Origin of the sequence: Bordetella sp. BOR01, assembly GCF_019218885.1 — a bacterium.
Taxonomy (GTDB): Bacteria; Pseudomonadota; Gammaproteobacteria; order Burkholderiales; family Burkholderiaceae_B; genus Bordetella_A.
Genome location: NZ_JAHUWT010000001.1, coordinates 1061999 through 1074433, shown reverse-complemented (window position 1 = coordinate 1074433; position 12435 = coordinate 1061999). Strand labels below are relative to the sequence as shown.

Sequence of the window (12435 nt, the reverse complement as noted above, 5' to 3'; positions counted from 1 at the left end):
CCACCGCCATCCACGATGGCCGACCTGGGCATCCCGCACCTTTCAGCAACCCTGTCCAGCATCACCCGCGAGCTTACGTTCGCAGGTCGACACCCCACGCCGCCTTAGGGGCAAACCCGGATTGTCTCAGCCAGGCAAGACTCTCAAAATCTGGATTGTTCAACAATCTTGAGCCGCATCCCGAAACCCGGACGCATCGCACGTCTTGCGTGCTGCCGCGTCGCCACCATCGGACGGAACCCAAATGCATGCTTCGACTTTTTGCCTCCGCGCGCTTGTGCCCCCCTTTCGCCGCGCTGCCGCCATACTGGCCGCCGTGGTGTTGGGCACCGGCCCGGCCATGGCAGCCGCAGTGACGACGGTACAGCCAGGCAAGCTCACGGTCGGTTCGGACCTGACCTATCCCCCCTACGCCTACATGCAGGATGGCAAACCCGCAGGATTCGATGCGGATTTCTCGCGCATGCTCGCCCGCCAGATGTCGCTGCAGCCCGTGTTCCTGGACACTCGCTTTCCCGATTTGATCCTGGGCATGCGCGCGCACCGCTTCGATATTGTCGCGTCGGCGCTGTATGTCACCCCCGAGCGCCACAAGCTGATCAATTACGTTCCATACCTGACGACCGGATCGTCGCTGCTGGTACTGACCTCGGGCACCTACGCACCCGCTGACGTCGATGCACTGTGCGGCAAGCGGATCGGCACGATCAAGGGCGCGTCCTGGACGCCCAAGCTGGCCAAGGTCTCGGCCGAGCATTGCGTACCCGGCAAGCGGGGCGCCATCCAGGTGCGCGAATACCCCACATCGCCCGAAGCGCTGATGGCATTGAAGTCCAAGGCGGTCGACGTGATGATGGAAGACGCGGCGGTTTCGCACGAACTGGTTCAACAATCGGCTGGATCGATCAAGGTCACGTCCACCAAGCTGATTTATCCCATTGTGATAGGCCTGGGCGTCAACAAGGATGACACCGCGCTGCTCGATGCGTTGAACGCGGCGCTCAAGGCCACGACCGACAACGGCGAGTATCCGGCGCTGCTCAAGAAGTACGGGCTGGACAAGCCGGATGCGGCGGATGTGCAAAGCGCACTGGGCCAGTAGCGCTCGGTCGGATCTCCCGCCTGCCCCGCATTCTTCGAGCTGACACATGGATTTCGACTGGACCTACACGGCAAGCCTATTCTGGGATTCCGACTTCTGGCGCGCCTGCTGGGTAGTTGTCAAACTGAGTGTGCTCACCTGGATACTGGGCGTGGCATTCGGCTTTGTCCTGGCGCTGGGCAAACAGTCGAAGAGCCTGGTGATCAACCGCCTGGCCGGGCTGTATATCTGGTTTTTTCGCAGCCTGCCCCTGTTGGTGCTGCTGGTCTTCGTCTACAACCTGCCGCAGATCTTCCCCTCATCCAGTGCCTTGCTATCAGATGCCTTCTACGCCGGCCTGGTCGCCATGGTGGTCAGCGAAACCGCTTTCATCGCCGAAATCCACCGGGGCGGCATACTGGCAGTGCCCAGGGGGCAGATTGAGGCTGGCAAGGCATTGGGTATCCGCTATACCGGCATCCAGCGGCTTATCGTCATTCCCCAGGCCCTGCGCATCGCCCTGCCTGCGCTGAGCAATGAGTTCATCACCATTGCCAAGCTCACTTCGCTGGTTTCCGTCATTTCACTGGCCGAGATTCTGCTGGTGGGCCAGAGGTTGTACACGCAGAATTTCCTGGTGTTCGAAACCATGCTGGCCGTGGCGGTCTATTACGTGCTGGTCGTCACGGTATTCGACAAGCTGCTGGGCTGGCTGGAGGCGCACATGGACATCAGCCGGCGCGCCCCGCCCGAACTCTCCCTGCCGGCCAAGGTGGTTGAGGCGATACAGCGCCGTGCGTGCGCGCCCGCCATACCCGCCACGCAGGACAACGGATGCGCGCCGGCCCTGCAACTGAAAGACGTGCAGAAGCAATACGGTTCACTGCAGGTGCTCAAACACATCGACCTGACGGTCGAAGCCGGACAAGTCATCTGCCTGATCGGCCCTTCCGGCTCGGGCAAGACATCGTTGATCCGCACCATCAATGGCCTGGAAGCCCTGGACGGCGGGGAAATCCTGTTGCATGGCAAGTCTTTCCTGCAGGCAGACGGCGGACGGACGGCCGCCCCGGGGCCGCGCATCCTCGATGTAGGCATGGTGTTCCAGAGCTTCAACCTCTTTCCGCACAAGACCGTCCTGAACAACGTCATGATGGCCCCACGCTATCACCGACGCGGCAGCGAGCAGGACTTGCGGCTGGAGGCGTTGGTCCTGCTTGCCAAGGTAGGCATGCTGGATCACGCGCACAAGTATCCTCACCAGCTCTCCGGAGGCCAGCAGCAGCGCGTGGCGATCGCGCGCGCTCTGGCGATGAAGCCGTCGATCATGCTGTTCGACGAGCCCACTTCGGCGCTGGACCCGGAACTGGTCGGAGAGGTGCTCAAGGTCGTGGAAACGCTGGTGCAGGAAGGCATGACGATGCTTATCGTCACGCACGAGATGAACTTCGCCTTCCGCGTATCGGACAGGATCCTGTTCATGGAACAGGGACGCATCCTGCACGACGCCCCCGCACGCGAGATCTTGCAGAGCAGCGACTCGCGGGTACAAGAGTTCCTGCATCACGTGCATATCCACGACGACTCCCCGATCGCAGCCTGAGTGCAGCATGACAGCCCCTTTTTCTCTCGCGGGCGCCCGGCAGGCGTTGCAACAATGCATCGCCAACAGCCGAAGACATGGCGCGGCATCCGGCCTGGCCCTGCTCGATCGGCGCGACGAGCCCGCCATGCAAGAGGCCGAGGCCTGGGACAGGCTATCCGAGACAGGCAATCCGGCGCCAGCGGAGCTGTTCGGTATCGTATTGAGCGTGAAAGCCTGCTTCGAGGTGGCCGGCTGGATCACCCACGCGGGCTCGCGGCTGCTGGCGGACGATCCTCCAGCCCGGCGCGATGCGCCATTGGTCGCACGGCTGCGGCAGGCAGGCTGCCTGTTGCGGGCCCAGACCAATATGACCGAATTCGCCTACGGCGCCTTGGGTATCAACCCCTGGTACGGCACGCCACGCACGCCGCTGGTGACCGAGACGGAATGCGTGGCGGGCGGCTCCAGCTCGGGCGCCGCTGTCGCCACCGCGCTGGGCATGTCCGACCTCGCCGTGTGCTCGGACACCAGCGGCTCGACCCGCATACCCGCTGCATTCTGCGGTGTCGTGGGCTTCAAGCCCAGCCGGGGACGCTATCCGAGCGATGGCATGCTGTACCTGTCGCCCAGCTTCGACGTGCCCGGCCTGATGGCGGCCAACGCGGCGTTGTGCCGCCGCGCCGACCAAGCACTGACACGCCCGGAATCCCGCCAGGCGGTCGAACCGTGCAACCACTTGCATGGCGTACGGCTGCTGGTTCCCGACCGCTGGCTGTGCGACGTGCTGGACCGGCCTGTGGCACTGGCATTCGAAACCTGGCTGGGACAGTTGGCCGCAGCAGGCGCGAAGATCCGTTCGCTACCCTTGCCGATGCTACCCATGGCGGGCCAGGTGGCAAGCGAGGGCGGCATTATCGCAGCCGAGGCCTACTGCCTGCATGCCGCGCGACTGGCGAGCCACGCGGATCTGTACGACGCGCGGGTCGGACCGCGCATACAGTTGGGCGCCGAGGTCCGGGCCCATGCCTACGCGCAAGCGCAAACGCGGCTGGCTGAGCTGTCGCGTGCCTACGATGCCGCCATAACTTGGGCCGACGCCATTGCCACCCCTACCGTGCCCATGGTTCCGCCTGCCATTGACGCGCTACGGCAAGACGATGCCTACACGGCCAACAACCGCCGCGCCTTTCAATTGACTGAATTCGCCAATCGGCTGGACCTGCCCAGCATCACACTGCCCGGCGCCAACCCGTGCCAGCCGATCGGCCTGATGCTCACCGGCAAACGGGCCGGCGATGCCACCCTGCTAGCCCTGGCTGAACGCGTTGAGCGCGTGCTGGCCAAGGATGCCCCCGCTCGCCCAGCCCGTCGAGCCGATTATCCCCTTGCTTTCTAAGGACACTCAAATGTTAGTTGTCAATGCATCCGAGTTGAACAATACCGAGCGCCATGCGCGAGGCGCGGGCTGGGAGAGCCTGCGCATGCTCGTCAAACGCGATGGCGTTGGCTATTCGCTCAATGAGACGCGTGTGCTGGAGGGCGCCGAGCTACACCTGCACTACAAGCACCACTACGAAGCCAATTATTGTATCGACGGCGAAGGCGAGGTGGTCGATGTGTCCTGCGGCGCGGTATACCCGATCCGGCCCGGCACGCTCTATGTGCTGGACAAGCACGACCAGCACATATTGCGTGCCACCAAGGGCGACCTGCGCCTGGTGTGCGTATTCAACCCGCCACTGGCCGGCACCGAAGTGCATGGCCCGGATGGCAGCTACGGCCCGCCTGCCAACGACAACACCTGAACATGGAGAGCACGCATGTCGAACTACCCTGCCGCTTATCAAGTTACCAAGGGCTCAGTCCTGAGCGTGGACAAAGCCTTCTACGACCAGATCGCCGCTCGGCAAGACGCGCGCGAAGTGGCGGAATCCTTCGTGGTGCCGATTCGCAGCGGCCGCGCCTGGAAAGTCAGGGCGGGACAAGTGTTCCGTATCGTCACGGTCGAAGGGCCCCAGGTGGCGGACCTGAATATGTGGAACCTGCACAATCCGCGCGAGCGCATGTGGGCTTCGCGCACCCGGCAGTTGCAGCAGGCGCACGTCAGCACGCATGACCGCCTGTGGTCGACACTGCCGTTCCTGCGCCCCATGGCGACCATAACGGACGATACATTGGCCCACTACGGCGTGGACGGTGATGGCGGCCGGGTGCACGACCTTCTGGGCACGCGCTGCGACCCTTACGTGAACCGCTTGCTCACAGGCCAGGATTTCCATTTCCACTGCCACTCGAATCTGACCCGTGCCATTGCTCCGCATGGCCTCACCGAATACGACGTGCACGATGTGCTCAATGTCTTCCAGTGCACCGGCTTGAACGATCACGACCAGTATTTCATGAAAGCCTGCCCGGCCAAGCAGGGCGACTACCTGGAATTCTTTGCCGAAATCGATCTGCTATGCGCGCTGTCCACCTGCCCGGGCGGCGACCTGTCGGTGCCGATGTGGGGCCCGGATGCCCGCGACCCGATCGATGTATGCAGGCCGTTGGGCGTGGAAATCCACGATCTAGACCCGGCCTTGCTGGTAAACTGGGCGCCGCCCGAAACGGCGTCCTACCAGGGCAACCACGGCATGCACCCCGAACAGGTTGTATGGAAAGATTGAGAACGCGCACAACCCAGGTCGACCACTCGGCGACGCCCATCGCCGACCGGATCAGCAGGCAATTGCGGGACGACATCATTGGCGGGCGCCTGCCCCCGGGCACGCAACTGGTTGAAGTCGATCTCAGCTCGAAGTACGAGGCGTCCCGCAACACCATACGTGAAGTCCTTCATCAATTGGGACGCGAAGGGCTGGCTACATTCGTGCGCCACAAAGGTGTGGTCGTGCGGCGCATGCAAAGCAGCGAGCTGCGCGACATCTATGCGGCACGGCGAGCGCTGGAGCTTCACGCGATATCCAAGGGGCAGCAGCTCGACGCGGCCGCCTTGGGCGCCATGCGCACCACGCTGGATACGGCGGAGGGCGCCCTGGCCGGCAAGCGCTGGCGCGATGTCGGCACGCTCAGCCTGCAAGTGCACCAGCAGATCGTGGCCATGCTGGGCAGCCCATTGCTGGATGATTTCTTCCAGACGCTATGTGCCCAATTGCGCCTGGTGTTCGCGTCGCATCCCGACGAGAGCCGGATCCAGACTTCCGACTGGATCGTCCGCGAACGCAGTATCTACCAGCACCTGTCCAACGACGACCGGGGCGCAGCCCTGAGCGAGCTCGAAATCTACCTGGACTTGTCTGAGCGCACGCTGCTGAACGTGGTGGAACAGTACAACCAATAGGCTCCCCTACGTACGCAGGGGGTTGGTCCGCTGCGGGACTGGTAAGGCGATGTCCAGTTGGCCGGCGTAGTACACCGCGGCTCGGCTGCGAAACGCCGAGCCGCGGTGCCGGAGCCTCAGGCCTCGCCGGCCGGCGGCTGGTCAGGCGCGGGCGCGTCGTCTTCGCCGCGTGCCTGGCGCTCGGCGTTCTTGACGCCCGTGTGCCGCACATCGGCGCCCTTCACCATGTAGATGACCCGTTCGGCCATGTTCTTGGTATGGTCGCCGATGCGTTCGAGCGCCCGGGCAATGAACACCATGTCGATGGCGCGCGAAATGGTGCGCGGGTCTTCCATCATGTAGGTGATCAGGTTGCGCAGCGCGCTTTTCCATTCGCGATCGACTTCCTTGTCGCTGCGCACCACCTGGGCCGCCAGGATGGGATCCAGCCGCGCGAACGCGTCGAGCACGTTGTGCAGCATGCGACCCACGCTGTTGGCCATGTGGCGCAGCTCGATCACCGGGATATGGCGCTGCTCGGCCTCGTACATGCGGCGCACGGTGTTGGCGATTTTCTCGGCCTCGTCGCCGCAGCGTTCCATGTCGGTCAGCATCTTGGACACCGCCAGCAAGGTACGCAGGTCGATGGCGGTGGGCTGGTGGCGGGCCAGGATCAGGCTGACACGCTCGTCGATCTCGACTTCGTAGCGATTGACCTGTTTTTCGCGTTCGCGCACCTTGTCGACCAGTTCCAGGTCGCCGGTGGGAATGGCGTCGACCGATTCCTGGATCATGGCCTCGACCACGCCGCCCATTTGCAGAAACTGCGAACGGACGCTTTCCAGATCGGCGTCGAATTGCTTGTTGGTATGCTCCGTCATCCGGACTCCCTGCGTAGGTGTGTACATGGCGATGCCCTTTGTGCGCAGTGCGTGATGGGCCTGCCGACCCGCAAGGTTATGACTTGAGTATGACAGGATTATGAATCGGGCCCGGCAGGCCGGCAAGGCCGCTGCCCGGCCCGCCCCAGCCCAGGCTAGGACCGCTCGAGCCGGCGGATGCCGCCCTGCGTGGCCAGTAGCGCCACATCGGCGCCGGCACGGGCGAACAGGCCGCAGGTAACCACCCCGGGCAGGTTGTTGACCGCGGCCTCGAGACCGGGCGCGTCGTCGATCTGCAGCCCGGCCACGTCCAGGATGAGATTGCCGTTGTCGGTGGTGAAACCCTCGCGCAGGACGGGCTGGCCGCCCAGGGCGGCCAGGGCGCGCGCCACGGCCTGGCGGGCCATGGGAATGACCTCGACAGGCAGCGGGAAGCGCCCCAGGCGCTCGACCAGCTTGGATTCGTCGGCGATGCAGATGAAGCGCTCGGCCACCGAGGCCACGATTTTCTCGCGCGTGAGCGCCCCGCCGCCGCCCTTGATCATGTGCAGGCGGGCGTCGATTTCGTCGGCCCCGTCGACATAGACGGGCATGCCGGCCACCTGGTTCAGGTCCAGCACGGCCAGTCCATGGCCGGCCAGGCGCGCTGCGCTGCGCTCGGAACTGGCGACCGTGCCGCGCAGCTGGCCACGGTAGCGGGCCAGGCCGTCAATGAACAAGTCGGCGGTAGAGCCCGTGCCCACGCCGATGACCACGTCCGGGCCCAGCACAGGCTGGATGAGGGCCAGCGCCGCGTCGGCGGCCTGTTGTTTGAGTTCTTGCTGAGTAAGCATGGTGCGGTGGCGCGCCGGGCGCGCGGAAAGTCGATAAGAAGCCAGCGCTGCAATTTAGCAGATACCCGGCCAGGCCCGGGCCAGGATCGCCCCCAGGTCGGCGCCCGGCGGCAGTTCGCCGACGATGCCCCCGGGATGCGCCAGGCGGCTGGCCACGAAGGCGTCGGCCACCGCCGCCGGGGCGTGCCGGATCAGCAGGGCGGCCTGCCACAGCCGGGCCAGCCCGGCCGCCACCCGGCGCGCGTGGGCCGGGTCCGGCGCCTGGCCGGCCTGGTCCGCCGCCAGCGCACGCCAGGCGTCCCAGGCCTGGTCGTAGGCCGCCCAGGCACCGCGTGCGGGCTCCAGTTCGGCATGCAGGGCGGCCAGGCAGTCCGGGTCGCGCTGCAGGGCGCGCAGCACGTCCAGGGCCATGATGTTGCCCGACCCTTCCCAGATGGAGTTGACCGGCGCCTCGCGGTACAGCCGCGGCAGCGGGCCGTCTTCCACATAACCATTGCCGCCCCAGGTCTCCATGCATTCGGCGATGGCAGCGATGGCGCGCTTGCATACCCACAACTTGGCGGCCGGCGTGCCCACGCGCACCAGCGCGCGCGCATCGGCCCGGCCGCGCTCGTCGACCGCGCGGGCCAGCCGCAAGGCCCATGCCGTGGCGGCTTCGCTTTCCAGGGCCAGGTCGGCCAGCACCTGGCGCATCAAGGGCTGGGCCGCCAGGGCCTGGCCAAAGGCCTGCCGGTGTTGCGCATGATGCGCGGCCTGCACCACAGCCTGGCGCAGCAAGGCTGCACTGCCCAGCACGCAATCCAGCCGGGTGGTGGCGGCCATCTGCAACAACAGCGGCAAGCCGCGGCCGGGTTCGCCCATCAACATGCCCCAGGCCTGCTCGAACTCCACTTCGCCGCTGGCGTTGCTGCGATTGCCCAATTTGTCTTTCAGGCGGCGGATGCGTACCGCATTGCGCGGCCCGTCGGGTGTCCAGCGCGGCACGAAAAAGCAGCCCGGTCCGGCATCGGTATTGGCCAGCACCAAGTGTGCATCGGCATGAGGCACCGACAAGAACCACTTGTGGCCGGTCAACAGATAGGCCGCGCCGCGTCCGCCCTGCCCGACGGGCTCGGCGCGCGTCGTGATGGCGCGCAGGTCGGAACCGCCCTGCTTTTCGGTCAGGCCCATGCCGATCAGGGCGTTGCGCCTGGCCGGCAGCGGCGCGTCGGCGCTGTCGTAATCGCGCGAAGCCAGCGCGGGCAGCCAGGCCTGGGCAAAATCGATGGTGCCGGCGGGCTCGTCCTGCAGCAGCGGCACCGCGGCGAAAGTCATGGTGGTGGGGCACAGCGTGCCGGCTTCGACCTGGCCCTGCATCAGGTAGGCCGCCGCGCGCGCCACCTGGGCGCCCGGCTCGGGCTGCAGCCAGGCGCGGCTGTGCAGGCCGCGCGACACGATGCCGGCCAGCAGCGTGTGCCAGGCGGCGTGGAATTCGACCTGGTCGACCCGGTTGCCGTAGCGATCGTAGCCGTGCCAGCGGGGCGAGCAGCGGTTGGCCTGCTCGGCCGCCGCCAGGATATGCCCGCGCCCCAGCCAGGCGCCGTGCTCGCGCAACTCGGCCACGGCAGCGGCGGCGCCTTCGCGCTGCACAGCCTGGTTCAGGGCGATGTCGGTGTCGTACAGCGAATAATCTTCCAGGGGCGCTACCTGGTTGACGACGATATGGGTCTGGAAAGGCGGCATGCGGGGCTCCCGGTCGCGCTCGACCAAACCCCACCGTTAGCACTTTTCATTTTTGGGCGCAAGGGCAAGGGGGGTTAATGATCGCCCTCGTCGCCCAGCAACTTCTGCGCATCGTCCTCGGACAAGACCTCTACCGTCCGCAAGTTGCGCAACATCGCCCGCGTGCGCACTTCGGTCTGCCCCAGCTTGGTGCTGGCGGTGTCCAGTGTCTTCTTGACGCTCGCCAGCGAATCGCCGAACTTGGCGAACTCGGTCTTGACGGCCCGCAGCACTTGCCACACCTCGGACGAGCGCTGCTCGATGGCCAGTGTCCGAAAACCCATTTGCAGGCTGTTCAACATGGCCGCCAGGTTGCTGGGGCCGGCGACATTGACGCGCAGGGCCTGCAACTTGTCCAGCAGCCCGGGCCGGCGCAGCACTTCGGCATACAGGCCTTCGGTGGGCAGGAACATGATGGCGAAATCGGTGGTATGCGGCGGCGCCACGTATTTGGCGGCGATCTGGCGCGCCTGCACCTCGATGGCCCGCGCCAGCGCGGCGCCGGCCGAGCGTTCGCCGTCGGGGTCGGCAGCATCGTAGGCGTCCATCAGCCGTTCGTATTCTTCTTTGGGAAACTTTGCATCGATCGGCAGCCATACCGGCTCGGCGCCAGCCTGGCGACCGGGCAGGCGGATGGCGAACTCGACGATTGCATCGCTGCCCGGCACCGGCTTGACGTTGCTGGCGTACTGGTCGGCCGTCATGGTGTCCTGGATCAGGCGCGCCAACTGCACTTCGCCCCAAGTGCCGCGCGACTTCACGTTGGTGAGCACGCGCTTGAGGTCGCCCACCCCGGCGGCCAGCGACTGCATCTCGCCCAGGCCCTTGTGCACGGCCTCGAGCCGATCGGACACCAGCTTGAACGATTCGCCCAGGCGCTGCTCGAGCGTGGCGTGCAGTTTTTCGTCTACGGTGCGGCGCATTTCGTCGAGCCGTGCGCCGTTGTCGGTCTGCAAAGCCTGCAAGCGCTGGTCGACCGTCTGGCGCACGTCTTGCATGCGGCGGTCGTTCAAGGCCACCAGGCCTTCCAGCCGTTCGCCGAACTGCGCGGCAAAACGCGCCAGCGCATCGGCGTATTCGGCGCGGGCCGCTTGCCCATCGCGCGACAGTACCGTGCGCAACGCTTCATGGCTTTGGGCCAGTTCGGCGCGCAAGCCCCGGGTCGATTCGGCGAACTCGGTGCGCAGCCCGCGCTGGCTTTCGTCCAGGTCGGCGCGCAGGGTGCGTTCCAGGCGTTCCAGTGCGTCTGTTACACGATGATCGGCCGAGGGGCGCAGCCACAGGCCGGCTACAGCCAATAACACCACGACGGCCACCGCCGCCGTGATCCAGGGCAAGGCTTCGATCAAGGGCTGTCTCCTGAAAGCCTCATTGTAGGCGGGCCGTCGCATCGGCTTGCCCGGCTCGGTTGCGTAAAACCCGGTTAACTTCGACAATCGCGAAAATAAAGACCTATCCCAACAACACCGTGCAAGACGAATCCCGCACCCTGGCCGTCGCCCCCCGCCTCGACCTGGGTCCGCAAACCTCACTGGACCTGCTGGCCACCGTGCCCGCGACGTCGTCCGCAAGCTACGCCGCAGTATTCGGACCATTGGATCTTGCGGGGGCCCGGATACTGGCCAAAGGCGCCGACCGATACATCTTCCAGCACCCCAACGAAGCGTCGCTGCTGGTCAAGGTGATCAACATGGATGCCTACGCGGCCTACCTGGAACGCAAGCCGCTCAAGCGCTTCTATAAGCAGTTCCAGCGCGAAAGCGCCTACCGGGTGTACCTGAACGAGCTATCGGAATATGTCACCACCACCACCCTGCCGTCGGGCGTGTGGGACGTGCCCATGGCCCGTGTGGTGGGCCTGGCCCAGACCACCCTGGGCCTGGGCCAACTGGTGGAAAAAATCACCGGCGACGACGGCGAACTGGCCCCCACCCTGGCCCAGGTCATCGCGCGCGACGGCATCAGCCCGGCGCTGAGCGCCCGGCTGGATGCATTCTTCGAAGACCTGATCGACGCGCACATCGTGATCAGCGACCTGTCGGCCAAGAATATCGCCCTGGGCCGCAATGCCAATGGCAAACCCGGCATGTACCTGATCGATGGCTTCGGCGTGCTGCCGTTGATTCCGCTGTACGCCTGGAGCAAGCGGCTGAACAAGCGCCGCATGCGGCGCAAGTACAAGCTATGGCGTGCCCGCCTGCAACGCCAGTACGATGAAGCCCAGGCCAAGGCTCAGCTCAGGATCGCCCCGTAGCGGTCCGTCCAGTCGTAGTCGCGCCCGGCCTGCTGGCCGCGGCGCAACGGGTTGCGCGTGCAGAAAGCCGCATAAGCGGGGTCGACATACCGATAGCGCAAATGTTCGTCGCGCCCTGCCGGGATGCCCAGGCGGGTCGTGCAGACCAGGCGCTGGGGCGACTGGCCCAAATCTTCAACGAAAAACTCGGCCGGATCAAAATGCTGTGCATCCCAGTCGGGCACTTTCAGGCCCAGCGCGCGGCACAGCAGGGTCTGCCCGGCGCACAGCCGCGCGGGCGCGCGCGGCTGGCCGCTGGCATCGGGGTTCAGGGCCTGCATGCGGGCCAGCGACGCCGGGCCCGATACTTCGTCGACCCAGGGAAGGGCCGACTTGATCAGCACCGCGTTGCCCGGCCCGCCGGCACTGAAATTGAGCGAATCGCCGCCACGGGCGTAGTACATGTATACGGTGCCGCCATCCATGAAGAGCGCGCGCCGCTTATGCGTATAGCCCAGCGAGGCGTGGCTGCCCTTTTCTGCCAGGTAATACGCTTCGGTCTCGATGATGCGGGCCGACAGCCACAGGCCGTCCAGGCGCCGCCGGATGACCATGCCCAGCAGCTCGCGCGCCAATTGGCCGGGATCGCGGTTGAAGAAGCTATCGGGCAGCGCGGCCCCCGGCAACCGGCCGCCCCGCTCGGGCGGCCTGCGGCGCCGGGCGGAATCGGTGGGCATGC

Annotated in this window: 12 protein-coding genes; 7 read left to right on the top strand and 5 right to left on the bottom strand. The window is 65.7% G+C overall.

Features of this window, described 5'->3' with window-relative positions; genetic code table 11:
- The first annotated feature begins 277 nt into the window (after positions 1-277).
- From KW845_RS05130 to KW845_RS05105, 6 genes are read left to right on the top strand one after another with little or no spacing between them, the layout of a single operon-like run.
- Positions 278-1102, top strand: a complete 825-nt coding sequence (locus KW845_RS05130) for a transporter substrate-binding domain-containing protein (RefSeq protein ID WP_370628177.1) — start codon at positions 278-280, stop codon at positions 1100-1102.
- A gap of 46 nt (positions 1103-1148) precedes the next feature.
- Positions 1149-2684 (top strand): amino acid ABC transporter permease/ATP-binding protein, encoded by a 1536-nt coding sequence (locus tag KW845_RS05125; RefSeq protein ID WP_218368071.1) that lies wholly within the window; start codon positions 1149-1151, stop codon positions 2682-2684.
- A 7-nt stretch (positions 2685-2691) separates the two neighbouring features.
- Positions 2692-4062: an amidase gene (locus KW845_RS05120; RefSeq protein WP_218368070.1), complete on the top strand. Its 1371-nt coding sequence runs from the start codon at positions 2692-2694 to the stop codon at positions 4060-4062.
- A gap of 10 nt (positions 4063-4072) precedes the next feature.
- Entirely contained in the window at positions 4073-4471 is a 399-nt protein-coding gene (locus KW845_RS05115) for an ectoine synthase (RefSeq protein ID WP_218368069.1), read from the top strand.
- A gap of 15 nt (positions 4472-4486) precedes the next feature.
- A complete protein-coding gene (locus tag KW845_RS05110; protein ID WP_218368068.1) occupies positions 4487-5335 on the top strand; it encodes a DUF1989 domain-containing protein in 849 nt (282 codons plus the stop codon).
- Positions 5323-6009, top strand: a complete 687-nt coding sequence (locus tag KW845_RS05105) for a GntR family transcriptional regulator (RefSeq protein WP_218368067.1) — start codon at positions 5323-5325, stop codon at positions 6007-6009. Before KW845_RS05110 ends, KW845_RS05105 begins: the two co-directional genes overlap by 13 nt.
- Positions 6010-6125: 116 nt before the next feature.
- On the opposite strand, the gene phoU is transcribed toward KW845_RS05105, so the two are convergent.
- The 4 genes from phoU to rmuC form a co-directional block, all read right to left on the bottom strand.
- Positions 6126-6869, bottom strand: coding sequence for a phosphate signaling complex protein PhoU (phoU, locus tag KW845_RS05100; protein ID WP_218368066.1), 744 nt, complete (start codon positions 6867-6869; stop codon positions 6126-6128).
- A gap of 155 nt (positions 6870-7024) precedes the next feature.
- Positions 7025-7702, bottom strand: a complete 678-nt coding sequence (gene rpiA / locus KW845_RS05095; RefSeq protein WP_218368065.1) for a ribose-5-phosphate isomerase RpiA — start codon at positions 7700-7702, stop codon at positions 7025-7027.
- Between the two features lie 54 nt (positions 7703-7756).
- Complete coding sequence (locus tag KW845_RS05090) at positions 7757-9424, bottom strand: isovaleryl-CoA dehydrogenase (protein WP_218368064.1); 1668 nt, start codon at positions 9422-9424, stop codon at positions 7757-7759.
- Between the two features lie 74 nt (positions 9425-9498).
- Positions 9499-10812 (bottom strand): DNA recombination protein RmuC, encoded by a 1314-nt coding sequence (rmuC, locus tag KW845_RS05085; RefSeq protein ID WP_370628176.1) that lies wholly within the window; start codon positions 10810-10812, stop codon positions 9499-9501.
- Between the two features lie 188 nt (positions 10813-11000).
- Between rmuC and KW845_RS05080 the strand changes: the two genes are divergently transcribed.
- Entirely contained in the window at positions 11001-11717 is a 717-nt protein-coding gene (locus KW845_RS05080) for a YrbL family protein (protein WP_370628192.1), read from the top strand.
- On the opposite strand, the gene KW845_RS05075 is transcribed toward KW845_RS05080, so the two are convergent.
- Complete coding sequence (locus KW845_RS05075; protein WP_218368062.1) at positions 11696-12433, bottom strand: DNA-3-methyladenine glycosylase; 738 nt, start codon at positions 12431-12433, stop codon at positions 11696-11698. The two genes, KW845_RS05080 and KW845_RS05075, sit on opposite strands and share 22 nt — an antisense overlap.
- Positions 12434-12435: the final 2 nt, after the last annotated feature.

Excerpts from the sequence above, each read along its gene's own strand:
- KW845_RS05125 (WP_218368071.1), top strand. The coding sequence starts at position 1,149 with ATGGATTTCGACTGGACCTACACGGCAAGCCTATTCTGGGATTCCGAC.
- KW845_RS05120 (WP_218368070.1), top strand. The coding sequence starts at position 2,692 with ATGACAGCCCCTTTTTCTCTCGCGGGCGCCCGGCAGGCGTTGCAACAA.
- KW845_RS05115 (WP_218368069.1), top strand. The coding sequence starts at position 4,073 with ATGTTAGTTGTCAATGCATCCGAGTTGAACAATACCGAGCGCCATGCG.
- KW845_RS05110 (WP_218368068.1), top strand. The coding sequence starts at position 4,487 with ATGTCGAACTACCCTGCCGCTTATCAAGTTACCAAGGGCTCAGTCCTG.
- KW845_RS05105 (WP_218368067.1), top strand. The coding sequence starts at position 5,323 with ATGGAAAGATTGAGAACGCGCACAACCCAGGTCGACCACTCGGCGACG.
- phoU (WP_218368066.1), bottom strand. The coding sequence starts at position 6,869 with ATGACGGAGCATACCAACAAGCAATTCGACGCCGATCTGGAAAGCGTC.
- rpiA (WP_218368065.1), bottom strand. The coding sequence starts at position 7,702 with ATGCTTACTCAGCAAGAACTCAAACAACAGGCCGCCGACGCGGCGCTG.
- KW845_RS05090 (WP_218368064.1), bottom strand. The coding sequence starts at position 9,424 with ATGCCGCCTTTCCAGACCCATATCGTCGTCAACCAGGTAGCGCCCCTG.
- KW845_RS05075 (WP_218368062.1), bottom strand. The coding sequence starts at position 12,433 with ATGCCCACCGATTCCGCCCGGCGCCGCAGGCCGCCCGAGCGGGGCGGC.